Annotated in this window: 22 protein-coding genes and 1 tRNA gene; 9 read left to right on the top strand and 14 right to left on the bottom strand. The window is 65.2% G+C overall.

Annotated elements, in window-relative coordinates:
• Positions 1 to 8: 8 nt before the first annotated feature.
• Positions 9 to 1,805, bottom strand: a complete 1,797-nt coding sequence (locus tag XH79_RS29100) for an adenylate/guanylate cyclase domain-containing protein (protein WP_271583831.1) — start codon at positions 1,803 to 1,805, stop codon at positions 9 to 11.
• 215 nt (positions 1,806 to 2,020) lie between these two features.
• Between XH79_RS29100 and XH79_RS29095 the strand changes: the two genes are divergently transcribed.
• Positions 2,021 to 2,653 (top strand): LysE family translocator, encoded by a 633-nt coding sequence (locus XH79_RS29095; RefSeq protein ID WP_271583830.1) that lies wholly within the window; start codon positions 2,021 to 2,023, stop codon positions 2,651 to 2,653.
• Between the two features lie 152 nt (positions 2,654 to 2,805).
• Here the strand turns inward: XH79_RS29095 and XH79_RS29090 are convergent, their stop codons facing one another.
• Positions 2,806 to 3,561, bottom strand: a complete 756-nt coding sequence (locus XH79_RS29090; RefSeq protein ID WP_212342063.1) for a sulfite exporter TauE/SafE family protein — start codon at positions 3,559 to 3,561, stop codon at positions 2,806 to 2,808.
• Between the two features lie 91 nt (positions 3,562 to 3,652).
• Between XH79_RS29090 and XH79_RS29085 the strand changes: the two genes are divergently transcribed.
• Positions 3,653 to 4,543 (top strand): LysR substrate-binding domain-containing protein, encoded by an 891-nt coding sequence (locus tag XH79_RS29085; protein WP_271583829.1) that lies wholly within the window; start codon positions 3,653 to 3,655, stop codon positions 4,541 to 4,543.
• 41 nt (positions 4,544 to 4,584) lie between these two features.
• Here the strand turns inward: XH79_RS29085 and XH79_RS29080 are convergent, their stop codons facing one another.
• From XH79_RS29080 to XH79_RS29070, 3 genes are all read right to left on the bottom strand, one after another.
• On the bottom strand, positions 4,585 to 5,550 hold the full coding sequence (locus XH79_RS29080) for a Bug family tripartite tricarboxylate transporter substrate binding protein (protein WP_271583828.1): 966 nt from the start codon (positions 5,548 to 5,550) through the stop codon (positions 4,585 to 4,587).
• A gap of 22 nt (positions 5,551 to 5,572) precedes the next feature.
• Positions 5,573 to 6,355 (bottom strand): histidinol-phosphatase, encoded by a 783-nt coding sequence (gene hisN / locus XH79_RS29075; RefSeq protein ID WP_212342058.1) that lies wholly within the window; start codon positions 6,353 to 6,355, stop codon positions 5,573 to 5,575.
• Positions 6,356 to 6,882: 527 nt separating this feature from the next.
• Positions 6,883 to 7,773 carry an N-formylglutamate amidohydrolase gene (locus XH79_RS29070; protein ID WP_271583827.1) on the bottom strand — a complete coding sequence of 297 codons (891 nt, stop codon included), beginning with the start codon at positions 7,771 to 7,773 and terminating at the stop codon, positions 6,883 to 6,885.
• 355 nt (positions 7,774 to 8,128) lie between these two features.
• Here XH79_RS29070 and cpdR point away from each other — a divergent pair, with 355 nt between their 5' ends.
• The 4 genes from cpdR to XH79_RS29050 all read left to right on the top strand — a co-directional run bounded on the left by cpdR (position 8,129) and on the right by XH79_RS29050 (position 9,605).
• Positions 8,129 to 8,488: a cell cycle two-component system response regulator CpdR gene (cpdR, locus tag XH79_RS29065; RefSeq protein ID WP_007597092.1), complete on the top strand. Its 360-nt coding sequence runs from the start codon at positions 8,129 to 8,131 to the stop codon at positions 8,486 to 8,488.
• Between the two features lie 72 nt (positions 8,489 to 8,560).
• Positions 8,561 to 8,635 (top strand) — tRNA-Val (locus tag XH79_RS29060).
• A gap of 230 nt (positions 8,636 to 8,865) precedes the next feature.
• Positions 8,866 to 9,351, top strand: coding sequence for an L-2-amino-thiazoline-4-carboxylic acid hydrolase (locus XH79_RS29055; RefSeq protein WP_271583826.1), 486 nt, complete (start codon positions 8,866 to 8,868; stop codon positions 9,349 to 9,351).
• Between the two features lie 11 nt (positions 9,352 to 9,362).
• Positions 9,363 to 9,605 carry a hypothetical protein gene (locus XH79_RS29050; protein ID WP_271583825.1) on the top strand — a complete coding sequence of 81 codons (243 nt, stop codon included), beginning with the start codon at positions 9,363 to 9,365 and terminating at the stop codon, positions 9,603 to 9,605.
• Between the two features lie 10 nt (positions 9,606 to 9,615).
• Here XH79_RS29050 and XH79_RS29045 read toward each other — a convergent pair whose 3' ends face one another.
• Positions 9,616 to 10,083, bottom strand: coding sequence for an NUDIX hydrolase (locus XH79_RS29045; RefSeq protein ID WP_271583824.1), 468 nt, complete (start codon positions 10,081 to 10,083; stop codon positions 9,616 to 9,618).
• Between the two features lie 229 nt (positions 10,084 to 10,312).
• On the opposite strand from XH79_RS29045, the gene XH79_RS29040 reads away from it, so the two are divergent.
• Positions 10,313 to 10,735 carry a RidA family protein gene (locus XH79_RS29040; protein ID WP_271583823.1) on the top strand — a complete coding sequence of 141 codons (423 nt, stop codon included), beginning with the start codon at positions 10,313 to 10,315 and terminating at the stop codon, positions 10,733 to 10,735.
• A 36-nt stretch (positions 10,736 to 10,771) separates the two neighbouring features.
• Here the strand turns inward: XH79_RS29040 and XH79_RS29035 are convergent, their stop codons facing one another.
• Positions 10,772 to 11,863, bottom strand: a complete 1,092-nt coding sequence (locus XH79_RS29035) for an enolase C-terminal domain-like protein (protein ID WP_271583822.1) — start codon at positions 11,861 to 11,863, stop codon at positions 10,772 to 10,774.
• Between the two features lie 192 nt (positions 11,864 to 12,055).
• Between XH79_RS29035 and XH79_RS29030 the strand changes: the two genes are divergently transcribed.
• Positions 12,056 to 13,618 carry an adenylate/guanylate cyclase domain-containing protein gene (locus tag XH79_RS29030; RefSeq protein ID WP_212342048.1) on the top strand — a complete coding sequence of 521 codons (1,563 nt, stop codon included), beginning with the start codon at positions 12,056 to 12,058 and terminating at the stop codon, positions 13,616 to 13,618.
• A 184-nt stretch (positions 13,619 to 13,802) separates the two neighbouring features.
• Here the strand turns inward: XH79_RS29030 and XH79_RS29025 are convergent, their stop codons facing one another.
• From XH79_RS29025 to XH79_RS29005, 5 genes are all read right to left on the bottom strand, one after another.
• A complete protein-coding gene (locus XH79_RS29025; protein ID WP_271583821.1) occupies positions 13,803 to 15,032 on the bottom strand; it encodes an ABC transporter substrate-binding protein in 1,230 nt (409 codons plus the stop codon).
• 199 nt (positions 15,033 to 15,231) lie between these two features.
• The gene (locus XH79_RS29020; RefSeq protein ID WP_333938907.1) at positions 15,232 to 16,161 is read right to left on the bottom strand and encodes an alpha/beta hydrolase; all 930 of its coding nucleotides are present in this window, start codon (positions 16,159 to 16,161) and stop codon (positions 15,232 to 15,234) included.
• Positions 16,162 to 16,286: 125 nt separating this feature from the next.
• Positions 16,287 to 16,781, bottom strand: a complete 495-nt coding sequence (locus XH79_RS29015; protein ID WP_271583819.1) for a hypothetical protein — start codon at positions 16,779 to 16,781, stop codon at positions 16,287 to 16,289.
• 17 nt (positions 16,782 to 16,798) lie between these two features.
• Positions 16,799 to 17,209 carry a DUF3606 domain-containing protein gene (locus XH79_RS29010; RefSeq protein WP_271583818.1) on the bottom strand — a complete coding sequence of 137 codons (411 nt, stop codon included), beginning with the start codon at positions 17,207 to 17,209 and terminating at the stop codon, positions 16,799 to 16,801.
• Positions 17,210 to 17,411: 202 nt separating this feature from the next.
• Entirely contained in the window at positions 17,412 to 17,981 is a 570-nt protein-coding gene (locus XH79_RS29005) for an alpha-ketoglutarate-dependent dioxygenase AlkB (RefSeq protein WP_271583817.1), read from the bottom strand.
• A gap of 79 nt (positions 17,982 to 18,060) precedes the next feature.
• On the opposite strand from XH79_RS29005, the gene XH79_RS29000 reads away from it, so the two are divergent.
• Complete coding sequence (locus XH79_RS29000; RefSeq protein ID WP_007597071.1) at positions 18,061 to 18,201, top strand: hypothetical protein; 141 nt, start codon at positions 18,061 to 18,063, stop codon at positions 18,199 to 18,201.
• Here the strand turns inward: XH79_RS29000 and XH79_RS28995 are convergent.
• Positions 18,198 to 19,784, bottom strand: a complete 1,587-nt coding sequence (locus XH79_RS28995; RefSeq protein WP_271583816.1) for an ATP-binding protein — start codon at positions 19,782 to 19,784, stop codon at positions 18,198 to 18,200. The genes XH79_RS29000 and XH79_RS28995 overlap by 4 nt on opposite strands.
• Positions 19,781 to 20,485 carry a response regulator transcription factor gene (locus XH79_RS28990; protein ID WP_271583815.1) on the bottom strand — a complete coding sequence of 235 codons (705 nt, stop codon included), beginning with the start codon at positions 20,483 to 20,485 and terminating at the stop codon, positions 19,781 to 19,783. Before XH79_RS28990 ends, XH79_RS28995 begins: the two co-directional genes overlap by 4 nt.
• Between the last annotated feature and the right edge of the window lie 12 nt (positions 20,486 to 20,497).

Here is a 20,497-nt window from a genome sequence, read left to right as displayed (position 1 = left end):
CGCGGCCGTCAGGACTCGGCGGCGCGTTTGAGGTCGCTCTGGACCAGGGTCAGCTTGCCGAGCGGCACGCCGGCCTTCAGCAGACCCTCGCGATAATGGGTGAGGTCTTCGGGCCGCTTCCAGTGGAAATTGCGCAGGTGACGGTCGACGTTCAGGGTCGGGTAATTGCCCATGAGCACATGGGTCGCCTCGCTTGCCTCATCGTCCCGCCCCAACTGCGCCAGCGCTGCGGCGCGGATCGCCAGCGCCTGCATGTGGTTCGGGTTGATGTAGAGCTGCTCGCGGGCCCACGACAGGGTCGCGTCATATTGTCTTAGGAGATAATGGCTGAAGGCGTTCAGCGCGGCCCATTGATAGCGCGGGTCGCTGTTGTCGCGCTGCGAGGCCATCGAGAACAGCTCGATCGCCTCGCGATGCTCGCCGATGATGAAATGGCAGATGCCGAGTACCCCGCGCGCGCCGTTGTCGTAGGGGTTGAGCGCGACCGCACGCTTGGCGGCGTCCATCGCGGCCTCGTAATGGCCTTCCATGCCGTGGGCCCAGGACAGGATCGAGAACGCGAAGGAGGAGCGCGGATCGAGCCGGACGCTGGTCTCGGCGAGATGCATCGCCTCGGCCCACATCTCCCGCGTGCCCTTGACCCAGCCGAACTGGATACTCTGGATCTGGATCGTGGCGAGATAGGCATGCGCGATCGATAGCTTGGGATCGAGCCTGATGGCTTCCCGGAACAGGTCGACCGCGGTGGCCAGGTCTTCCTTGGTCTGCCGGTAGTAATGGGACAGTCCCTTGAGGAAGCGGTCCCATGCGGTGACGTCGGTCGAGAGCCGCGCCGGCGCCGAGGCTTCGGCACGGACGATCTCGGTGGCGATGGCGGCGGACAGATTGGTGGTGATCTCGTCCTGCATCGCGAACAGATCGCCGATGTCGCGGTCGTAGCGCCCGGTCCAGAGCTGCTCGCCGGTTTCCGGCGCGATCAGCTCGGCGGTGACGCGGATCTTGGCGCCGGCGCGGCGCACCGAGCCCTGGATCAGATAGGTGGCATCGATCTCGCGCGCGATCAGGCGCGTGCTCAAATTCTTGCCCTTGAAGGCGAAGGTCGAGTTGCGGCTCAGCACACGATAGAAGGATTGCAGCGACAGCGCGTGAATCAGATCCTCGGTGAGGCCGTCGGAGAAATATTCGTCCTGGGCGTCGCTGAGATTGGCGAAGGGCAGCACGCCGACGATCGCCGTGCGGTACTGCTGCGAGAGGGCGGATGCCTCTCGCAGCTCGGGCGCGAGCGCCGGCGCGCCCTCGGGCGTCCAGGTAAAGACTCCGACCGCATCCTTGATGTTCTTGAAGCGGTGGTTGCCGGCATCGGTCAGGGGCACGGTGAGATGCTTGCTCGCCTCCCGGTAGGCCTTGGCCGAGATGGCGAAGCCGCCGGGGCTCGCCACGGATTCGAGGCGGACGGCGATGTTGACATCGTCACCGAAGACCTCGTCCTCGTCGGCGATGACGTCGCCCATGTGGATGCCGAGCCGGAACTGCATGGCGCGATCGGCCGGCAGATGATGGTTGCGCTCCGCCATCAGCGTCTGCATCGCGACCGCCGCCTCGGTGGCGCCGACGATGGAGGCGAACTCCAGCAGGAAGCCGTCGCCGGTGTTCTTCACGACGCGGCCGCCGTGATTGAGGATGATGGGGTGAATCGCGGCGCGATGGGCCTTGAAGGCGGCATGGGTGCCGGCTTCGTCGCTGCCCATCATGCGCGAATAGCCGGCGACATCGGCGCAGACGATGGCTGCCAGACGTCTTTCCATATCCTCGGAGCTCCAAGGGAGGGGGGACCGGCCACGGCGTGGCAGTCGCCTCGAATCCCGCATTTCAAGAACCCTGCCTTTATAAAGCAGATGGGGCCGAGCGGAAGTATGATCGCATTGCAAATTCAAGGTAAATCCTACGCAATCCCGGTGGTGGACGGGGAGGAGCGAACCGAATAAGCCGGCTTCTCAAGGCTGACCTGGGTACCTCACGCATGCTGGGCATTCACGAAATCTGGCTCTTCATCCTGTCGGGCATACTGCTCAACATCACGCCGGGGCCGGATTCGGTCTATGTGATCGGCCGCAGCATGCAGATGGGCTGGCGGGGCGGGGCCGCCGCCGCCCTGGGCATCAGTTGCGGCTGCTTTTTCCATGTCGCGGGCGCGGCGATCGGGCTTTCGGCCCTGCTGATGGCCTCGTCGACCGCCTTCTCGATCCTGAAGCTGGTCGGGGCGGCCTATCTGGTCGTCACCGGCCTCCAGATGCTGTGGTCGCGCCCGGTGCTGGCGGCGGTCCGGGACCAGGGCGAGCGGAGCTCGCTGCGCCGGGTCTTCCTTCAGGGCGTCTTCACCAACGCGCTCAATCCCAAGGTCGCGCTGTTCTTCCTGGCGTTCCTGCCGCAATTCGTCGCAGCCGATGCGCCGCACAAGCCGCTCGCCTTCCTGACGCTCGGCCTGATCTTCATCTTTACGGGGACGCTGTGGTGCCTGGTGCTCGCCGCGTTCGCGGCCAAGGCCGCCAACCGGCTGCGGCAGTCCGAGGGCGCCGTCGCCTGGATCAACCGCGCGCTCGGCGGCCTCTTCATCTATCTCGGCATCCGCGTCGCCATGCTGGAGACGCGGTAGCTCGTTCGAACGGATGACGTGACCCTGCGTAGGGTGGGTTAGCCGTAGGCGTAACCCACCATGCCTCCTCGAATGCCGAACGAAGTTGGTGGGTTACGCCTCACGGTTTGCGCTGCGCGCAATCCGCGATGCTAACCCACCCTACGTTCGTCCTACGCGAACTCCTTCGCCAGCGCGGTGCCGGCGAGATAGAGGCCGAGCAGGATCATCGCGATCAGGAACCAGCGGCGGAACGCTTCGGCCGGCATCCGCGCCCGCACCGACTGGCCGATGAACATGCCGGCAAAGGCCATGGCGAGGCCCACGGCGCCGGGCACGGCATTGGCCGGCGTCAGCAATCCGCCGGCGGTGAGGTTGAAGGCGAGCGCCAGCGTCGCGGTGGTGAAGAACACGCCGAGCGCTTGCACCAGCTCGTCCTTCTCCATGCCGATCGCCTGCATGAAAGGCATCGACGGGATCACCTGCACGCCTGTCGAGGCCGAGATCACGCCGGTGATGACGCCGACCACGCCGCCGACCCATTTCTCGTTGCCAGGCGCGACGCGAAACTGGAATTTGCTGAGGCCAATGATCGCGTAAATCACCAGCAGGATGCCGAGCACCACGGTGCCGTAGCGCGCATGCGGGCCGGTCAGCGCGCCGGCATTGAGCCAGCAGCCGATCACGGTGCCGATCATCAGCGGCCACAGTCGTTTGAGAATGTCGCGCAAATACGGGCCGACAAAAGTCTGCCAGATGTTGGTAACGATGGCCGGCACGATCACGATGGCGATGGCGCGGCTCGGCGCCATGCTCACCGCGAGCAAGCCCATGGAGACGGTCGGCAGGCCGAGCCCGACCACGCCCTTGACGAATCCGGCGATCAGGAACACGGCGGCGATGATGATGAGAAGAAGCGGGTCGATCATGCCGGCACATTGACCGAAGCCGCGCCCGGGCACAATCTGAAGGTTACGGAGACAGCCTTCGTGCAGAACGAAGGCTGAGGAGAAATCTGCCATGCGCTTCGATCTCGTCGATCTCCAGCTCTTCATCGCGGTCGCCGACCAGCGCAGCATCACGCGCGGCGCGGAGCGGTCGCATCTGGCGCTGGCCTCGGCCAGCGCGCGCATCAAGGGGCTCGAGGACGCGCTCGGCGTCGCGCTGCTCAAGCGCGGGCGCCGCGGCGTCGAGTTGACCGCGGCCGGCGAGAGCCTGCTCGATCATGCCAGGCTCGTGCTTCACCAGATCGACGCCATGCGCGGCGATCTCGCCGGCTTTGCCAGCGGCGTGCGCGCCAGCGTGCATTTCCTCGTCAACACCTCCGGTCTGTCGGAGCACCTGCCGAAGGCACTGGCCGGATTCCTGCACGAGCATCGCGACGTCGCCGTCGACATCGAGGAGCGCGAGAGCACCGACATCGCGGCCGCGATCACCGCGGGCGCCGCCGATCTCGGTTTCGCCGCCGAGCACGCGCTGCCCGACCATATCGAGCGCTTCGTGTTCAGCGAGGATCACCTGACATTGGTGACGTCGCGCCGCGGCCCGTTCGCCGGCCGCCGCCAGATCGATTTCCAGGAGACGGGCGCTTGCGACTTCGTCGGGCTCACCAGCGCCACGGCGCTGCAGATGCACATTTCGAAGCACGCCGCCCGGCTCGGCATGCGCCCGCATTACCGCGCGCGCCTGCGCGACTTCGACGCGATCTGCCAGATGGTCGCCGCCGACGTCGGCATCGCGCTGGTGCCGATATCCGCCGCCCGCCGCTGCGCCAAGCTGATGCCGCTCGCCATGGTCCGCCTGCGCGACGCCTGGGCCAACCGCAAGCTCGTGATCTGCGCGCGCAGCTTCAAGACGCTGCCGCGGCCGGCCAAGATGCTGGTGGAGCATCTAAGGGCAGAGGCGGTGTGAGCTCTTCGCTTATCCTCCCCTCCAGGGGAGGGTAAGCACGACTACTTCGCGGTCTCGACCCCGGCGTCTTTGATCACCTTCGCCCACTTCCTGGTCTCATCGGCGATGAATGAGCGAAAATGCTCCGGGTCGTCGCCGATCAGCGTCGCGCCTTGCGCAGCGAGCTTCTCCTTCACTGCGGGATCCGCCATCGCCTTGGTCGCGAGGGCATGCAGCGCCGTGACGATCTCCTTCGGCGTGCCCTTCGGTGCCACCATGCCGTACCAGTTCTCGACGCGCAGATCGGGAAAACCTGCTTCCGAAAGAGTCGGCACCTCGGGCGCGGTCGGTGCGCGTTCGGCAGAGCCGACCGCGATCGGTCGCAGCGCGCCCGCCTTGACCTGCGGCAGCAGCACCGGGAGATCGAGGAAGGTCATCTGCACCTGCTGGCCGAGCAAATCGTTCACCGCGGGCGCGGCGCCGCGATAGGGCACGTGCACGATGTCGATCTTGGCCGTCAGCTTGAACAATTCGCCGGCGAGATGCGGCAGGCTGCCGGGGCCGGAGGAGGCGAAGTTGAGCTTTCCCGGCTGCGCTTTCGCCAGCGCGATCAGCTCGCCGATGTCCTTCGCGGGCACATTGGTGGCGACCACCAGCATCTCCGGCACGGTCGCAACCAGCGTCACCGGCGTGAGATCGACCTGCGTGTCATAGGCGACCCGCTCCATGCTCGGGCTGATCGCGAGCGCGCCGGCGGAGGAGATCGCGATGGTGTAGCCGTCGGGCGGGGCCTTCGAGACCGCGTCGGTGCCGAGCACGCCGCCCTGGCCGCCGCGATTGTCGATCAGCACCGGCTGCCCGGATAGTTCCGACATGCGCTGCCCGATCACGCGGGCGATGATGTCGTTGGGCCCGCCGGCCGGGAACGGCACGATCAGCTTGATCGGTTTTGCGGGAAAATTCTGCGCCGCCACCGCTGAAGGCAGCAGCAGAAACAATCCGAGTAGAAGCCTGCGTGAGATGGTCATGCAAGCCTCCCGCTCGCGTTTGTTATTGGTTGAGCAGCTTCAGCGCTTCTTCGTGAACTCTTGCGTCGCCGGCGGCAACGATGCGGCCGCCGCCCTGGGCCGGCTTGCCTTCCCAGGTGGTGACGACGCCGCCGGCGCCGGTCACGATCGGGATCAGGGCCGCGATATCGTAAGGCTTCAGCTCGGTCTCGACCACGAGATCGACGTGACCTGCCGCCAGCATGCAATAGGAGTAGCAGTCGCCGCCATAGCGCGACAGCCGCGCGCCCTGCTCGATCCGGCCGAAGATGGCGCGGTCGCGCTCGTTCATCAGCAGCGGCGAGGTGGTGTAGGTCGTCGCCTCCGACAGCGAGGCGCAGCGGCGGACCTGGAGCCGGCGCTCGCCGGAGGGGCCCTTGTAATTGGCCGAGCCGTTGTCGCCGGAGAAGCGCTCGCCGATGAAGGGCTGGTGCATCATGCCGTACACCGGCGTGCCCTTGTGCAGCAGCGCGATCAGCGTGCCCCAGATCGGAAAGCCGCCGATGAAGGACTTGGTGCCGTCGATGGGATCGAGCACCCAGACATAGTCGGCGTCCTCGCGCTCATTGCCGAATTCCTCGCCGACGATGCCGTGCTGGGGGAAGCTCGCCTTGATCAGCCGCCGCATCACCGCCTCGGCGGCGCGGTCGGCCTCCGTCACCGGGTCGAAATCCTTGGTCTTGCTCTTGTCGTCGATCGACAGCGAGGTGCGGAAGAACGGCAGGATGGTTTCGCCGGAGGCGGTGGCGAGCCGTCCGATGAAGGCGGAGAAGTCGATCACCGTCACGGTGAGTTCCTCAAAACGAAAGTCAGTGTGAAGCTCGCTCCTGCCTAGCTCAAATCGCCTCCGGCGTGCAGCGCTGTCTTGATTTGCACCCTGGTATTTTGGATGCCGGACGTGGCTGCCCCAGGTCAGTCATATGCTGGCCAAATATCGATCACAGAGTTGAAAACTTAGTTCCGAATATGCCTTGTTCGTATGCAAATGACTATCAACCCATTGAATTTCCTTATCAAAGAAACTGAATCTGGGTTTCTCTTATAGCAATTGAGCCATGTGCATATTGCATGGGAATCGGCGCAAAAGCCCTTGCACTTTGTGCGTCGCGGCCGCATATTGTTGCGGTGCGGTAGCGCTCTGCGTTACCGCTGCCCTCCTTGGGCGTTTCCTCCCTAGACTTGGGCCGCTTCTTCATCAGAAGCGGCCCTTTTTTCTTTGGCCCTCTGTTTTCATTTCAAGGCGCATAGCGACGCGAAGCGCAAATGCGTTCGCGCTCGATACGCGCGCCGGGCGCGCGAAGAAAAATTTGTCGTCTATTCCGCCGCGGCCTGGAACGGGCCGAGATCTCCGAACGGGATCGTGGTGGCCAGCACGTCGGCGAGCACCGCGAAGTCGGCGGCGACTTGCGCAAAGCGGGGACCGCGTTCGCGCCGCCGCTCGTCCATGTAGATCGCGCGGTTGAGCTCGAGCTGCACCGCGTGCAGGCCGCTCGCGGGGTTGCCGTAATGCTCGGTGATGAAGCCGCCGGCATAGGGCTTGTTGCGGCCGATGGAATAGCCGAGCCCGCCCATGGTCTCCTCGACCCTGTCGGGCAGCAGCGGCGTGCAGCTGGTGCCGTAGCGGTCGCCGATCACGACGTCGGGCCGCCGCGGCTCGTCCCTGCTGACGCCGACCGATGGCATCGAATGGCAGTCGACCAGCACCACGGTGCCGAACATCTGGTGCACCTTGTTGATGAGCCGGCGCAGCGCGCGATGGTAGGGCTTGTAGAGCGTCTCGATCCGCTCCAGCGCATCGTCGACCAGGATGCGCTCGCGATAGATCTCCTGGCCGTCGCCGACCACGCGCGGAATGGTGCCGAGGCCGCCGGCAACCCGCATCGAGCGGGTATTGGCAAAGCTCGGCAGGCGCCCGCTGAACATGCGGGGGTCGAGCTCATAGGGCTCGCGATTCACGTCGACATAGGAGCGCGGGAAGTTGACCCGCACGGTCGGAAAGCCGCGTGCGCTCAAATGGCCGATCAGCTCGTCCATGAAGGAATCTTCGGACCGGCGCAGCTGCGGCAGGTCGATCCGCGAGGCCGCCAAAAATTCGTCCGGATAGGTCGAGCCGGAATGGGGCGAGTTGAAGATGACAGGCGCGCGCCATTCGGCGGGCTCGAAGATCTCGAACGCTGGCGACATCTCGCCGTCAAACCGGGTCATCTTCTCAGGCTTCGTCCCTTACTCAGGCTTCGCCCCCTTTGGCGCCGCACGATCCGGCATGGGCTCCGGATCGAAATGATTCGGCCGGTTCGAGCGGCTCTTATGTGTCGTCATTGTCCGGAATCGCAACCATTCTGCCAAGCGAAAAGATGTGATGGACGTTGGAACCAGTCTTAACCGTGCGGACATCGGGGTGGGGACCGGCTCGTCCGGCTCGATTGATTCGGAGCCCGTTCGGGTCCACAAAGAGCCGGCAGCGCAGCCGGCCCATGGTAAAGATTTTCACCCCAAATTTACCCTCTGTCGGGCTTAGTAACCTCTGCTGATATCCTCTGGGGATTCGACGTTTCCTGCCATGCCAAAGATCCTGCTCGCCGAAGACGACAACGACATGCGCCGTTTCCTGGTCAAGGCGCTGGAAAACGCCGGTTTTCAGGTCTCGTCCCACGACAACGGCATGGCCGCCTATCAGCGGCTGCGGGAAGAGCCGTTCGAGATGCTGCTGACCGACATCGTGATGCCGGAAATGGACGGCATCGAGCTCGCCCGCCGGGCCTCGGAACTCGACCCCGACATCAAGATCATGTTCATCACCGGCTTTGCCGCGGTGGCCCTGAACTCGGATTCGGACGCCCCCAAGAACGCCAAGGTGCTGTCCAAGCCCGTGCATCTGCGAGAATTGGTCAGTGAAGTGAACAAGATGCTGGCGGCCTAAATCGGTCCCGTTCCGTCCTTGCGCCGGGTCCCCTGAGCCGTTATAGGGACCCCACCGATGAAATGACCTCTAGGGCACGTAGCTCAGCGGGAGAGCACTACCTTGACATGGTAGGGGTCACAGGTTCGATCCCTGTCGTGCCCACCATCCTTCGCTCGCGATAGCGAGAGAAGGATGCCGCGCCGAAGCCCCAAGGGGCGCAGGCGGGCTTGCAGCCGCGAGCTTCGGCTAGGCAAGCCACGATCTCGCCTTTCAATAGCGACCCGTCGCCCGGATGAAGCGTAGCGCAATCCGGGGTATATCCTCACGGGCGTCTTCCCGGATTACGCTTGCGCTCCATCCGGGCTACGATCTCCCTTTCAGACACGAGGCCGCCCATGAGCGTGTCCGTCATCGAACAGGCAAAAATCCAGGCCCAGGTGCTGGTGCCGCTGGTCAAGACATTGCAGGCCGAGCTCGGCGAGGCCCGCGCCAATGCGCTGGTCCGCAAGGCGCTTGGCGATCTCTATCGCGGCTTCGGCGAGGAATTCTGGAAGGCGAAGAACAGAGACAAGCACGATCCCGATCTCGGCAAAGCCGTCTCGTCGGCCTTCAGGACCTATGGAAGCGACGACGCGCTCGCCTATGACGTCATCGAGCAGACGGCGGACGCCTTTGCGGTCGACGTCACGCATTGCGCCTATGCCGAGTTCTACAAGGCGCTCGGCGAGCCGGAGCTCGGCTTCCTCCTGGTCTGCACCTCGGACTTCGCAGTCGTGGAAGGGTTCGGTCCAGATATCAAGCTCACGCGCACGCAGACGATCATGCAGGGCGCGTCGCATTGCGACTTCCGCTACCGGCGTAATGACGGGGGAGCGCGATGAAGGGAATGCGGATGCGAGCGAGCTGCCTTGCCATGGTGGTGCTGGTACTGATGGCATCGCGCGCCGATGCCGCGATCATCGACTGGCAGGCTGAGCTCCAGCGCTGCCGCACGCTTCGCGAAAACGTGGTGCCGCTGCTTCAGGCCGGCGAAGGCATCTCCGCCGTCGGCCGCTCCAACAGATCCGTCCGGCGCTGCATCTGGATCCAGCGCATGGCGGTGCGCAAGAAAATCCCGGGCGCGGAGGTATGGTAGACAGCGACCGTCAAACGAACTGGCTCGCTGGTCGGAGCAGCAAGTCTTTCAGCCCGGTCGGATAGAGGCTCGGCCCGCCGTCCACGTCGAGCTCGGCAAGGTCGAACCAGCGGGCGACGATCTCTTCTCCGTTGTCCTCGCGGAAATCGATGCGGTCCCGGCCGGCGAAAGCGCCGTCCGGAAACGCGACCTCCGCGATGAACATCACCTCGTGGCCGGTCGATCCCTCGTGCACAAAGATGTTCTCCAGCATCAGCGGCGCGCCGGTGATGGTGACGTCGATGCCGAGCTCCTCGTTGAATTCCCGCAGCAGCGCGGTCCGCCAGCTCTCGCCGAATTCGATCTCGCCGCCGAGCGGACGCACGCCCTTGATGCGCCCCGCATCGTCGCGAACCTCGGCCGCCAGCAGCCGCCCGTCCCGCCAGTGCAGGCCGATCGCGACGACGCGGATGTGGGGATGTGGGCGCCATCTGGTCATGGGGGATCGTTATCGCGCGCGCCGCCGCTGTGCAATGCGCGCAGGCGCGATCTTGTGCGACTGGATCGACACAGTCTTCGGTATGCAAAAGCCTCGCAGCCTTGATCCGAGACTCGCCGCCTGCCATTGTCTGCTCATCCGCCCGGCGACGCGCCTGGCACGATCGAGCTTGCGGCGTTCGGCGAGATGTGTCGCTTTGCCGGATGCAAAAGGAAGACAGGTTGGCGAGATGAGCAGCGTGAACAAGCCCGGCGGTAACTACCTGCCGGTGATCATCCATGGTGGGATTGCGTATGTCAGCGGTCAGCTTCCGCGTCGCGGCGAAGACCTGATGTATGCGGGCAAGGTCGGCGCAAATGTCGATATCGCGGCCGCACAAGAGGCTGCGGCGCTCTGCGCCGATCTCTGTATTGCGGCCATCAACCACGCAACGGGCGGAGCGGACAGGATCGTCCAGGTCCTGCAGGTCGTGGGATACGTCGCTTCAGCGCCTGGATTTACCCAACAGTCGCAAGTCATGAACGGTGCCTCCGACCGGCTGATCGAACGCCTCGGCGATCGCGGTCGTCACACGCGCACGTCCGTCGGCGTCGCCGAATTGCCGCGGGGAGCGCCGGTCGAGCTGAATATGATTGCTGCTGTTCGGTCGTAGCCAGTCGATCGGTGATCGACGCGGCGACGGGCGGCCTTATGTCACGAGATATTTGGCGACCGCCGCCTCATCCCACGCGATCCCGTTCCCGGGCTCCTCGCTCGGCAGCGCAAAGCCGTCCTTGATCGTCAGCCGGCTCGCCAGCACTGCGTCGGCCCAGTCGACATATTCCAGCCAGTGCGCGGTCGGCGTCACGCAGAGCAGATGCGCGCTGACTTCCGAGAACAGGTGCGTCGACATCTCGATGCCGGCGGCGTGCGCCAGCGAAGCGGCGCGGAGCCAGCCGGTGACGCCGCCGATGCGCTGCACGTCGGGCATGACGTAGTCGCAGGCTTCCGCCGACAGCGCGGACTGCATCGCGAACGCACTGTCGAAATTCTCGCCGATCTGGACCGGCGTGCGCAGCGTATCCGCGATGCGGGCGCACCCGGCGTAGTCATCGTGGCGGATCGGCTCCTCGATCCAGCTCAGGCCCTCGTCGTCGAGCATCTCGCCGCGACGGATCGCCTCGGTGACCGTGAGCGCCTGGTTGTAGTCGCACATCAGCGTCACCTCGTCGCCGACGGCCTTGCGCACCGCGCGCACCACGGCAAGGTCCTCCCGCGCATCGCTCCGGCCGACGCGGATCTTTGCGGCGTGGAAACCCTCGGCCAGCAGCTTGTGCGCTTCGTCCACCGCAGCGCCGGCCGGCATGATGCCGAGGCCCTTCGAATTGTAGGCCCTGACCGGCTTCGGCGCGCCGCCGAGCAGCCGCGCCAGCGGCAGGCCGCGTGTGCGCGCCAGCGCATCCCACGCGGCCATGTCGATACCGGATTGCGCCAGCCGCTGCAGGCCGGCGAGGCCGAGCAGGGTGAAGCGCTGGGTCAGCTTGCGCTCGATCTCGAACGGCAGCAGCTCGTCGCCGGCGACGAGCTCCGACATTTCGGTGACCATCGCCGTCAGCGGCTTCAAGGCCGATGGCGTGATCGAGAACAGGTAGGCATGCCCCACCGCCCCTTGGTCGGTCTCGCAGTCGATCAACACCAGCGGCGCCTTCGCGACCGCCCCGGTCGAGGTCTGGAGCGGCAGGTTCATCGGCACAATCACGGGCCGCGCGTTGAAGCGCTTGATGCGGATGGTCTCGGTCATCTCGATGTCTCCCGGCGGAGTGAACACAGGTTCGTGTCGATCTTAAACATTCGTCATGAAACGAAAAGTCACCTGGAGTGACCACCATAAAATGGGGTTGCGCGGGCCTGCTTTTATTGGCTCTGTGCCGCCGCAGGCTGCGCCGCAAATCCGAGGGATCTGCGACAAGATCGGACACAACGGAGCCACAGGGTGAAACAAGAGATCTCCGAAGAACAGCGCAAGAGCGGCGTCCTGACCGGTGCCGCGATCGCTTTCCTGCTGCTCGCTTTGCCGCTCGCGGTGTGGCTGGACCTGACCGAGCTCTCCAAGACCGCGCTGCGCCGGCAGGCCGCCGATCTCAATTCGGTGATCACGAGCGTGCGCAGCTATTACGCGACCAATGTGGTCGGGCGGGTGCTCGCCAATCCGAACGGCACCACCAGGGTGGTGCACAATTACGAATCCGTTCCCGGCGCGATCCCGATCCCGGCGACGCTGTCGCTCGAGCTCGGACGGGTGATCGGCGCGCAGCAGGAGAACATCACCTACCGCTTCGTCTCGGATTTCCCGTTCCAGAACCGCGCCCCGCACCAGCTCGACAAGTTCGAGAAGGACGCGCTGGATGCGCTGCGCAAGGACCCCGAGCAGAAGATCGTGGAGACCGAGACTTCGCTGTTCAACGACAAGGTCCGCCTGGTTGCGCCGGTGACCATGGGCCCGGCCTGCGTCAGTTGCCACAACAGCCACCCCGAAAGCCCGAAGAAGGACTGGAAGGTCGGCGATGTCAGGGGCATTCAGGAGGTGATCATCGCCCAGCCGATCGCCGCCAACATCTTCTCGTTCAAGTTCCTGCTGGCCTATTTCCTGATCGCCGCCGGCAGCGGGCTGTCGTTCCTGTCGTTGCAGCGCCGCCAGGCGCGCCGCATCAAGACCATGAACAAGGAGCTCGAATCCGCCAACGACTTCCTGGCCTCGCTGTCGATGAAGATCTCGCGCTACATTCCGCCGCAGGTCTACAAGAGCATCTTCTCCGGCCAGAAGGACGTCACCATCCACACCGAGCGCAAGAAGCTCACCATCTTCTTCTCCGACATCCAGAATTTCACCGCCACCGCCGAGCGGCTGCAGCCGGAGCAGTTGACCCAGCTGCTCAACGAATATTTCACCGAGATGTCGGCGATCGCCCACGAATATGGCGGCACCATCGACAAGTTCATCGGCGACGCCATGCTGATCTTCTTCGGCGATCCCGAGACCAAGGGCGATCGCGCCGATGCAGAGGCCTGCCTGCAGATGGCCTGGCGCATGCAGCAGCGCCTTGCCGAGCTCAACGCGAAATGGCGGGCGTCCGGCATCGAGCAGCCGTTCCGCTCGCGCATGGGCATCAATTCCGGCTATTGCAATGTCGGTAATTTCGGCAGCACCGACCGCATGGACTACACCATCATCGGCGCCGAAGCGAACCTCGCCGCGCGCCTGCAATCCATCGCCGAGCCCGGCGGCATCGTGCTGAGCTACGAGACTTTTGCGCTGGTCAGCGACATCGTCCGCGCCCACGCGCTACCCGCCATCACGATGAAGGGCATCAGCCGCGAGGTGATTCCTTACTCAGTGGACGCGCTGAACGATGCCGCGGCAGAGAAGAGCGGCATCATCACCGAGCGCGCGCCGGGGCTCGAGCTCTATCTCGATCCGGCCGTGGTGAAGTCCGGCGACGCCGCCCGCGTGCGCTCGCTGCTGGAGAATGCTCTGGCCTCGCTGAAGCCGGCGTGATGCCGCTCTCTTACCCTCCCCTGGAGGGGGAGGGTCGGCTCACATGAAGCGTAGCGCAATGTGAGACGGGGTGGGGTGACGGTCGCTCCGCATCGAATGCTGCTCGTGGGGAGAGATCACCCCACCCCGCTCGCGCTGTGCGCGATCGACCCTCCCCCTCCAGGGGAGGGTAAGAGCCCAACTCTCACCGCGCCGCACCCTCCGTAAACGCCGTCTCGATCACATCGCCGAACGGCTGCCAGGAGCGGCCGTCGAACTGGACCAGCCGCATCTGCCTGATCGGCAGATAGCGCTCCGGCGAGGTGTTCATCCTGATGTTGGGCAAGGCGACGGAAGGCTGGTAGTCCTTGAGCGAGGCCGCCTGGCGCATGATGTTCTCGCGCGAGACATCGTCGCCGCATTGCTTCAACACCTGCGTCAGCGCCTCGGCCGCGGCGTAACCGTAGACCGCCGCGCTGCTGTTGGTGCTTTCGACCTGATGGTACCTGTCCATGAAGGTGAACCATTCCCTCATGGCGGGATCGTCCTTCCAGGCGGGATCGCTCGGATCCTTCAGGAAGGCCGCCGAGATCACGCCGGCGGAATTCTCCAGGCCCGCCGGCGCCATCGCATTGGCGATCGTGGCCGAGGCATCGTTCACGATGAAGACCGGGCGCCATTTGAGCGACGCCGCCAGCTTGATCACCTTGGACGCGGTCGAGGGAACGCCGAGAAAGACGAAGATGTCGGCGCCGGCGCGCTTGAGGATCGAGACGTGTCCTTCGAGATGCTCGTCGTTGATGTCGAAGGCGATGTCGACGAGGACATGACGGTTCAGGTCACCGAGGCCTTCCTGAATGCCCTTGTAGAGCTGACGCCCGAACTGGTCGTTCTGCCAGAGCACGACGATCTTCTTCCTGGGATAATAGGCCTGGATGTAGTTGGCGTAGATGCGTCCCTCCGAGCGGAACGACGGCTGCCAGCCCATGGTCCAGGGAAACGCCCTGGCCTGGCTCAGCTCCTCGTCGCCGGAGGCGACGAACAGCTGCGGGACCTTCTTCTCGTTCAGGTACCAGCGCGTGGCGAGATTGCCGGGCGTGCCGAACGAGCCGAACATCACATGCACGTCGTCCTTCTCGACCAGATTGCGCGTCAGCTCCAGCGCGCTTGCAGGATCGGAATTGTCGTCGCGCGTGATGAAGCGGATCCTGCGGCCGTTGATGCCGCCGCGCGCGTTGACCATGTCGAAATAGGCGGCCTCCGCCTGGCCGATCGCGCCGAACTCGGACAGCGGTCCCGAATACGGCATGACATTGCCGATGCGGATTTCCTTGTCGCTCGGCTGTTGCTCCGAGTGCTGCTGCTGCTGCGACATCGCGCCGAGCGATGCGACGGCAATCACGGAAACGAACAGCATCCTGCCGATGACGCGCATGCTCGAACCCTTGTCGTTAGCCCCCAACGAGGTCGGCTCAATCCGCACCAAGGCTGCTTGATCTAGGTCAAGCGTTTGGCAATCGTGTGGCTGGGCGCCCGCTTCAAAGCGGCGCGGCCGAAAGCGGCAGACGTGCTGACGCGCCGACGATCGCTCGTGACTTCTGGCAACGCCCGACCGCACGCCTCGTCGTGCGACCCTACGGCAGCCCTCGTGCCTCCAACTGATGCACCAGCAGCAGCGTCGGCTCGGCAAGACTGTCGCCGGAACCGTCGAGGCCGAACGCGGCGGCGATGCCGTCGCGACTGCGGAGCATTGCGCTGCGCGGACAGTGGCCGGCGCCGCAGAGCGTCTTCTTCAGCGTCTCGCCTTGCGCCACGAGGCCGGCGGAATCGTCCGCGGCCCAGGCCAGGACGATTGGCACATCGACGTTGAGGATACCGGGAAAGACCGATCGCTTGTCGTATTGGGTGGCGTCCGTGCCGAGATAGGCTTTCTCGCTGTCGCTGGCGTCCTTGCCGACGCGGTAGATCCCGGACACCAGCACGACACCGGCGACGTCGGCACGGTCGGTCTGCAACTCCGGATGCGCCAGCAGGGTGGCGACGTGAAAGGCGCCGGCGCCGTAGCCGACCGCGACGATCTCGCGGGCATCGCCGTTGAACAGGTCGATATTGCCGTGGATCCAGGATAGCGCCGCCGCCACGTCGGTTGCCCCGGTGGGCCAGGTGGCCGCCGGCGCCAGGCGATAGTTGACCCGGACCCCGATCATGTCGTTGCGCGCGGCAAAGCACATGGCCTGGTCCTGGATCTGGCGCGCCAGCTCCGGCGCGCCGCGGTCGCCGGTAAAGGTATCGCCGGTCACGAAGAGCAGCACCGGCCGCGGCGTGTCCGCCTTGGTCGTGCTGGTGGCGACATCGAGCACATTGGCCTCGTTCTCGCCGTAGCGCAGGCCGCGCGAGAAGCTGACCTGCTCGCACAGCCGCGCGGTGCCGCCCGCGGTGGTGTCGGAATCGGTGAGGCCTGCCGGGACAAGATCGGACAGCGCCGTCAAACGTGCCGGCAGCGGGCCATGCGCGGAGGCGGCCGTCACGGTCAAAAACAGGAAAAATGCGAGGTAATTCTTCATCATGGTGCCGGCCTTGCGCGCCCGATATTGGCGCGCTCCCTGGGCCTGTCTTTTCATTTCGCCTTATTAGTTGGCTGGCCTTGAGGCGATTTCACGGCACCTGCGCCTCGCGTGCCCGGCCGCAATCAATTCCCCGGCAGGAACGTGCAATCCGCCCCGCTGCCGTCCTTCCGCCTGATCGCGTTGGGATCGATCGTGCAGCTCAGCTTGGAGAGGCTCTCGAAGTTCGATCCCGCCGCGCCGTCGGGCGGCACGCCGGCCAAAGCTTCGGTGGCGAAGATCTCGTTGGCGGTGGAGCCGTTCACGGTCTTCACCTTCTTGCCGAAGGTCACCTCGCAATTGCGGACGGTGATGTCGACATTGCCGGTGCGGCAGACGATCCGGTCGGCGGTCACCACGATGGCCTTCTTGTAGGGGATGTCGGCATTGGCGGCGAACAGCATCGCCACCGCCTTCCTCTCGGCGCCGGTCAGGTCCGGTGACAGCGGCGCGATCACCCCCGCGAGCGCCAGCGCGGTCGCGCCCGAGACCTTTGCGGGCGTGGCTGCGGAGGCACCGGGGAGGTGGGACGCCCCGGCAACGACGAGGGCGCAGGCGAGGATCGCTGGACCGGATCTCATCCCTTTCCCCCGGGCTCTCAGGCGGCCTTCTTGCGCTTCACGGTCTTCTTCGCGGTCTTCTTGACGGCCTTCTTGGCCTTCTTCGCCGCCTTCTGGGCCGCGAGGTAGGCCTCGACCTTCTTGGCGGAATGGCCGGCAGCGTCCACGGCGGCCTTCAGCCTGGCCGGAGTGATCTTGAATTTCTTCGACCAGTAGCGGACCTCGTAGGCCTCGCTGAGCGCGATCCGGCTCTTGTCGGATGCGCGGTGCTTCTGGAGCTGGATGTATTCCTCGACCTTCTTGGCGGAGCGGCCGACCTTCTTGACCGCGTATTTCAGCTTCGCGGGGGTCACCTTGAACTTCTTCGACCAGTAGGCGACTTCGTATTTCTCGGTGAGCGCGATCAGGGCGCGATCGGCGCCGCCCCGCTTCGCCTTATTGTCGGCCATGCTTCCCTCCTGCCGTGGATGGCACCCAGTCTAGCATGCAACCGGATTCGGAAGGCAAGACGCCACCCGCCCGACGATTGCGCGAAGCGGCCGTTTTGCACCGGTGTGTCAAACCGTTGCGTCGCGCGTCCCCGCCTCACGCAGCAAAGCGGTTTCTACTGTGCATGGGGTTGTTTTCGCAGTTTTTGTTTGGAGGGCCCGCCTACCGCTGCTTCATCGTCCGGAAGGTGATGGAGTAGCGCTGTGCCTCGACCGGCGGGATGCTGTGCTCCCATTGCGAGCGCGCCTCGCCATCCATCAGGTACAGCGAGCGCGGCAGAGCCTCGAGCGTGTGGCGCTCCCATCTGTCGCCGCTGCGGCGGCGGAAGCGGAATTTGCAAGGCGAGCCCAGCGACAGGCCGAGGACCTTGTCGAAATGCGGCTTGTCGCGGTGCCAGCCGATGCCGACGCCGACCTCGTATTCGGTGCACAGCACCTGGCGCACGCTGCCCTCGGTGAGCCCCGCCCAGGTCTCGACCTCGCGCGCGACCGGCAGCACCCACACGGGGATCGGCTCGGCCTCGGTGAGCCGTTGCAGCGAATAGTCATAGCGGTAGCCGAAGGAGGCCACGCGCCGGTTGCCTTCGAACGCGCCGAACTGGAATCGCTGGAGCGGCAATGTTGCGATGCGGCCGATCAGCTCCTGCTCGACCGCGGCATCGATAAAATTGTCCGCATAGCGAAGGCCGGTCGGACCTTCCTGCGGATCGGCGAACAAACCTAGCTGCGTCATGCCTCGCATTTCCGTGATGGAACCTAATGGCGGCTGGTGCGACTTATCTATGACGCGGGAAGAAGCGTGCGAGGCTGTCATGGCAGAGAAGCATACCGCCGATCCGGCAGAGATCATGCGGGCCACCGGTCATCCCGAACTGGAATACGCCGCTGGCTGGACCATCGCTGGTCTCGTCACCATCGGCACCATTGTCGCCGCCTGGGTGTTCGCGATCTAGGCGACTGGAAACTGGAGTTCGAAGGCGGCCCCTTGGTCAGTGGGCTTCAGCCTGATCGAGCCGCCATGGCTCGCCATCACCGCACGTGCGATCACCAGCCCCATCCCGGTACCGCCCTGGTCGCGGCGGGTGGTGAAGAACGCATCGAAGATCCTGTCGCGGTTCGGCGCCGAGATCGGCTCGCCGTCATTGCTCATCGTCAGCAGCAGGGTCGTCCGCTCGTCCACCGCTTCCAGCCGGATCGACTTCGCCTTGTGCCGCACCGCGTTATCAGCGAGATGCGACAGCACGATCAGCGCCTTCTCCGAGGACATGCCGATCGTCCTGTCGAGGCTGCCGCTGGCCTCGATCGAGCTTGCCGGAAACCTGTTCCTGAGATCGGCGATCACGGGCGCAAGCTCGGTGCGCTCGTTCTGCGGCAGGCTCTCGGCGCGGGCGAGCTCGCGCAGCCGCTGCGCCATCGCCTCCAGCCGCTGCGTATCGGACAGGATGTTGGCGATGAACGTATTCTGCTCGGCAGGCGTCAGGCTGCCGGCCTTGCCCTGCACCGAGTCCTGCAACAGCTCGGCCGCGCCCTTGATCGAGGTCAGCGGCGATTTCAGCTCGTGGGTGAGGTGGGCCGAGAACGTCGCGATGTAGTCGGAGCGCCGTGCCAGCTGCTCGGCCATGCCGAGGAAGCTGTGCGAGAGCTGGGCGAACTCGCGCGTGCCGTAATGCCGGAGCGGCCTGAACGCCTCGCGGTCGCCGCGGCCGATCCGCGCGGCCCGGTCGATCAGCTCGCGCATCGGCAGCGTGATCGTACGCGAGAACACGAGGCCAATCGCGATGGTGCCGAGGATCACGGCGAGCCCGGCCAGCACGAACTTGCCGCGCTCCTGGTAGAGATGGTCGAAGATGTTGCTCGGCGTTCGCGTGGTGTAGATCACCCCCGCGACGCGGTTGTTGACGATGACGGGCATCGCCGAGAACACGTGCACGCCGAGGCCGCGGCTGAAGGAATAGATCGGCGGCGGTGGCTTGTCCGGCACGCGGTTGCGCAAGGTCGCCCGGTACTGCCCGTGCAGCGCATCCGCGACCTCCTCGATATGGGCGAGCGATTGCCCGACCTCCTGCCGCCCGGCTATCACCACGCCCTGCGGATCGAGGATGCGAAAGCCTGCCAGTGTCACCTTCTGGGTCTCGCGGATGATCGGCGTCAGTTTTGCGCCGATCTCGACATAGGCTGCTTGCGCCGGCTGGGACGCGGGCAGCGCATCGGGCCGCCGCCGCAAGAGGTCGTTCGCGGTCAGATCCAGCGCCGGACGGATCGGCGTGACCTGATCGCCGGGATCGGGCAGCACGTTCGGCGGCACCTCGGGGCCAAGCACCAGGCCCCTGTCGAGCCGTGCCGTGACCTCCTGCGCATAGATCGTCGCGAGCACGCGGCTCTGCGCGATCAGCTCGGCCTGGGTCTGGCGGATCAGCTGGTTGTCGTAGAGGCGGAAGAAGAACAGGCCGACCAGCGGCAGCACCGCGACGGTCGCCAGCACCGCGAAGATCACCAGCCCCAGCGACGGCCGCCATTTGTCGGGCGCCGCGCTCATGCCTCTTTCTCGCAGCGGCCGAGCTTGAAGCCGACGCCGTGGATGGTCTCGATCACGCTCTCGCAATTCTGTGCCGCCAGCTTGGCGCGGATGTTGCGGATGTGGCTGTCGATGGTGCGGTCGGAGACCTGGATGTTGAGCTGATAGGCCGCCCGCATCAGCTGCTCGCGGTTGAACACCGAGGTCGGCCGGGTCAGGAACGCGCGCAGGATGCCGAACTCGATCGCGGTGAGCTTCAGCGGCGTGCCGGCGAACGACGCCACGTGCTGTTCGGGATCGATGAGGAGGCCGCCTTGCACCAGCGCGGCCGGACTTGTTTTGGCCTCGCCGTTGCGCGGGCTGAGGCGGCGCAGGATGACATTGACCCGCGCCACCAGCTCGCGCGGGCTGAACGGCTTGGTCACGTAATCGTCACCGCCGATCTCGAGGCCGAGGATGCGGTCGATCTCCTCGTCGCGCGCCGACAGGAACAGGATCGGCACGTCCGAACTCTTGCGAATCTCGCGGCAGACGTCGAGACCGTCGAACTCGGGCATGCCGATGTCGAGCACGATGAGATCGGGCCGGTCGGCGGCAAAGCGGGTGAGCGCCTCCTTGCCGTCGCGCGCCTCGATCACGTCCATGCCGGCCTTCTTCAGGGCGACGCGGATGACCTCGCGGATGTGGCCTTCGTCGTCGACGATGAGAATGCGATGCGCCAAGAAACTCTCCGC

The sequence above is a fragment of the Bradyrhizobium sp. CCBAU 45389 genome (assembly GCF_028128625.1).
In the GTDB taxonomy this organism is placed as follows: domain Bacteria; phylum Pseudomonadota; class Alphaproteobacteria; order Rhizobiales; family Xanthobacteraceae; genus Bradyrhizobium; species Bradyrhizobium liaoningense_B.
The sequence above is the reverse complement of the archived record's forward strand: the minus strand, read 5'-3'. Positions and strand labels throughout refer to the sequence as shown.

What these genes read in the sequence shown, in the direction of transcription:
- XH79_RS29100 (WP_271583831.1), bottom strand. Translation starts at nt 1,805, where the DNA reads ATGGAAAGACGTCTGGCAGCCATCGTCTGCGCCGATGTCGCCGGCTAT.
- XH79_RS29095 (WP_271583830.1), top strand. Translation starts at nt 2,021, where the DNA reads ATGCTGGGCATTCACGAAATCTGGCTCTTCATCCTGTCGGGCATACTG.
- XH79_RS29090 (WP_212342063.1), bottom strand. Translation starts at nt 3,561, where the DNA reads ATGATCGACCCGCTTCTTCTCATCATCATCGCCGCCGTGTTCCTGATC.
- XH79_RS29085 (WP_271583829.1), top strand. Translation starts at nt 3,653, where the DNA reads ATGCGCTTCGATCTCGTCGATCTCCAGCTCTTCATCGCGGTCGCCGAC.
- XH79_RS29080 (WP_271583828.1), bottom strand. Translation starts at nt 5,550, where the DNA reads ATGACCATCTCACGCAGGCTTCTACTCGGATTGTTTCTGCTGCTGCCT.
- XH79_RS29070 (WP_271583827.1), bottom strand. Translation starts at nt 7,773, where the DNA reads ATGACCCGGTTTGACGGCGAGATGTCGCCAGCGTTCGAGATCTTCGAG.
- cpdR (WP_007597092.1), top strand. Translation starts at nt 8,129, where the DNA reads ATGCCAAAGATCCTGCTCGCCGAAGACGACAACGACATGCGCCGTTTC.
- XH79_RS29055 (WP_271583826.1), top strand. Translation starts at nt 8,866, where the DNA reads ATGAGCGTGTCCGTCATCGAACAGGCAAAAATCCAGGCCCAGGTGCTG.
- XH79_RS29050 (WP_271583825.1), top strand. Translation starts at nt 9,363, where the DNA reads ATGCGAGCGAGCTGCCTTGCCATGGTGGTGCTGGTACTGATGGCATCG.
- XH79_RS29045 (WP_271583824.1), bottom strand. Translation starts at nt 10,083, where the DNA reads ATGACCAGATGGCGCCCACATCCCCACATCCGCGTCGTCGCGATCGGC.
- XH79_RS29040 (WP_271583823.1), top strand. Translation starts at nt 10,313, where the DNA reads ATGAGCAGCGTGAACAAGCCCGGCGGTAACTACCTGCCGGTGATCATC.
- XH79_RS29035 (WP_271583822.1), bottom strand. Translation starts at nt 11,863, where the DNA reads ATGACCGAGACCATCCGCATCAAGCGCTTCAACGCGCGGCCCGTGATT.
- XH79_RS29025 (WP_271583821.1), bottom strand. Translation starts at nt 15,032, where the DNA reads ATGCGCGTCATCGGCAGGATGCTGTTCGTTTCCGTGATTGCCGTCGCA.
- XH79_RS29020 (WP_333938907.1), bottom strand. Translation starts at nt 16,161, where the DNA reads ATGAAGAATTACCTCGCATTTTTCCTGTTTTTGACCGTGACGGCCGCC.
- XH79_RS29015 (WP_271583819.1), bottom strand. Translation starts at nt 16,781, where the DNA reads ATGAGATCCGGTCCAGCGATCCTCGCCTGCGCCCTCGTCGTTGCCGGG.
- XH79_RS29010 (WP_271583818.1), bottom strand. Translation starts at nt 17,209, where the DNA reads ATGGCCGACAATAAGGCGAAGCGGGGCGGCGCCGATCGCGCCCTGATC.
- XH79_RS29005 (WP_271583817.1), bottom strand. Translation starts at nt 17,981, where the DNA reads ATGACGCAGCTAGGTTTGTTCGCCGATCCGCAGGAAGGTCCGACCGGC.
- XH79_RS29000 (WP_007597071.1), top strand. Translation starts at nt 18,061, where the DNA reads ATGGCAGAGAAGCATACCGCCGATCCGGCAGAGATCATGCGGGCCACC.
- XH79_RS28995 (WP_271583816.1), bottom strand. Translation starts at nt 19,784, where the DNA reads ATGAGCGCGGCGCCCGACAAATGGCGGCCGTCGCTGGGGCTGGTGATC.